Source organism: Sphingomonas sp. (assembly GCF_031426035.1).
Classification (GTDB): Bacteria; Pseudomonadota; Alphaproteobacteria; order Sphingomonadales; family Sphingomonadaceae; genus Sphingomicrobium.
This window is the reverse complement of record NZ_JANPKO010000038.1, coordinates 1-2,182: the sequence shown is the minus strand read 5'-3', so window position 1 is coordinate 2,182 and position 2,182 is coordinate 1. Positions and strand designations below refer to the sequence as shown.

General features: G+C 68.4%; 4 protein-coding genes. All 4 read right to left on the bottom strand.

The window, feature by feature from the left end:
• On the bottom strand, window positions 1–1,019 hold a 1,019-nt coding region (gene nuoG, locus RMP08_RS02365; RefSeq protein WP_310467368.1), incomplete at its 3' end, for an NADH-quinone oxidoreductase subunit NuoG.
• Window positions 1,012–1,155: a hypothetical protein gene (locus RMP08_RS02360; RefSeq protein ID WP_310467367.1), complete on the bottom strand. Its 144-nt coding sequence runs from the start codon at window positions 1,153–1,155 to the stop codon at window positions 1,012–1,014. The genes nuoG and RMP08_RS02360, both read right to left, overlap by 8 nt.
• Window positions 1,152–1,943 carry a hypothetical protein gene (locus RMP08_RS02355; protein ID WP_310467366.1) on the bottom strand — a complete coding sequence of 264 codons (792 nt, stop codon included), beginning with the start codon at window positions 1,941–1,943 and terminating at the stop codon, window positions 1,152–1,154. The genes RMP08_RS02360 and RMP08_RS02355 overlap by 4 nt, the downstream gene beginning before the upstream one ends.
• Window positions 1,940–2,182: NADH-ubiquinone oxidoreductase-F iron-sulfur binding region domain-containing protein (locus RMP08_RS02350; RefSeq protein WP_310467365.1), on the bottom strand; the 243-nt coding region annotated here is incomplete at its 5' end. The genes RMP08_RS02350 and RMP08_RS02355, both read right to left, overlap by 4 nt.

Sequence of the window (2,182 nt, the reverse complement as noted above, 5' to 3'; positions counted from 1 at the left end):
TGGCGCCCCTCGAGCAGGCCCGAGGCGCGCCCTTCGAGCAATTTACGCGCGGCGTACATCGTCTCGGCCTCGAGCAGGTCGCCGGCGATCGCGGCCACGCTCGGGCCGGCCTTGGTGAGCCGCGCGGCGAACACATCGAGCGCCTCGCGCCAGCCCGCCTCGCGCAATTTGCCGCTTTTGTCGCGCAGCCACGGGCGGTCGAGCCGGCCGCGCACCAGCGCGTCGACATGGTGCCGCGTCTTGTCCGCGATCCACTCCTCGTTGACGTCCTCGTTGATGCGCGGGAGCACCCGCATCACCTGGCGCTGGCGGACGTCGAGGCGGATGTTGGAGCCGACCGCGTCCATCACGTCGATCGCGGGCACGCGGCGCAATTCCCACGGGCGGCTTTCGAAAATCTGCGGTTTTTGCAGCAGCGCACCGACCGGGCAGATGTCGGCGAGGTTCCCGGATAGCTCGCTCTCCACCGCGCGCTCGAGATAGGAGGTCACCTGGCTGTCCTCGCCGCGGTAGAGCATACCGAGCTCGGGCACCCCGGCGACTTCCTCGGCGAAGCGGATGCAGCGCGTGCACTGGATGCAGCGCGTCATCGCGGTCTTGATCACCGGGCCCATATATTTGTCGTCGATCGCGCGCTTGTTCTCCTCGTAGCGCGAGCCCGAGCGGCCGTAGGCCATCGCCTGGTCCTGGAGGTCGCATTCCCCGCCCTGGTCGCAGATCGGGCAGTCGAGCGGGTGGTTGATGAGGAGGAACTCCATTACCCCTTCGCGGGCTTTCTTGACCATCGCGGTATCGGTGCGGATGGTCTGGCCATCGGCGGCGGGCAGCGCGCAACTCGCCTGCGGCTTGGGCGGCCCCGGCGCGACCTCGACCAGGCACATCCGGCAATTGCCGGTGATGCTGAGCCGCTCGTGGTAGCAGAAGCGCGGGATTTCCTTGCCCGCCAGCTCGCACGCCTGGAGCACGGTCGCCCCCTGCGGGACCTCAATCTCGATGCCGTCGACGATTACTTTAGGCATCGTCGCGGTCCTTCCGGTCGTCGTCGTCGTCATCGCGGCGGTGCTCGATGGTGGTGATGCGCGGCCCCGACGAGCGCAGCATCAGCGCCAGAGCGACGATCACGAACAGCAGGACGATGGCGATGATGAACTTCATTGCGGAGTACCCGGAGCTAGCGGCGCGGCCGAGCGCGGCGCCTTGGCCAGCCGGTAATAACCGTAGGCGACGGTGCCGCGCACGATCGTCTTGTTCAACTCCAGGGTCCGCCCCTCGACGACGCACTCGCCCAGCCGCGGCTTGAGCGCCGCGAACGCCGCGCTTTCCGCCGGCGAATTGACCGGGGCCATCAGCAGCGCGTGCGATTTCACCGGGTCGACCCGCACCACGCACTCGCCGAACTGCGACAAATAGATCCGCGCCTGCTCCTTGCCGCGGTTCGCCGCCAGCTCGGCCAGTTCCTTCTGGCTCAATTTCTTGCCCGGTTTGGGTTCGAACTCAGCCGGGTCGAGGCTCGGGTGGGCGAGGCGCACGACGCGGTCGAGATCGGTGAGCGGCGCAGCGGCGAATTCGCGGCGGACCAAAGTATCGGACAGCGCATAGCGCATGGTGTCGTCCGGCAAGGTCATCACCACCCCGCCAGGGCCGATGTCGGCGGCCGCGACAAGGCACGCGCCGTCGGCGAGCTTGCGAACCAGCTTGCGGCCCTCGCGGTCGTCCTCGTCGACGGTTGGATGATTGAGCAGATAGGCGATCGCCTCGGGATAATGCTTCTTGACCACGCATTCGCCGAACCGCTGGTGGACCTCGCGGACCTGCGCCGCGTCCTGCGCGCGCTTGTCGATCTTGACCGGCAGGCGCGAGCCGAGCCGGACCTCCTTGTCGGGCGCCTGGGCGGCCGCGGCGCTGGCGATCGCCAGCAGCGAAAGGGCGAAGGCGGCATTCATTCCGCCGCCTCCAGCAGGGTGCGGCCGGCGCGTTCGGCGATGCGGCGCTCGAGCTCGGGGCGGAAATGCTTGATCAGGCCCTGGATCGGCCACGCCGCGGCATCGCCCAGCGCGCAGATGGTGTGGCCCTCGACCTGCTTGGTGACGTCGAGCAGTTTGTCGATCTCGCCGACCTCGGCGTCGCCCTCGCGCAGGCGCTCCATCATCCGCCACATCCAGCCGGTGCCTTCGCGGCACGG

What these genes read in the sequence shown, in the direction of transcription:
- RMP08_RS02360 (WP_310467367.1), bottom strand. Translation starts at nt 1,155, where the DNA reads ATGAAGTTCATCATCGCCATCGTCCTGCTGTTCGTGATCGTCGCTCTG.
- RMP08_RS02355 (WP_310467366.1), bottom strand. Translation starts at nt 1,943, where the DNA reads ATGAATGCCGCCTTCGCCCTTTCGCTGCTGGCGATCGCCAGCGCCGCG.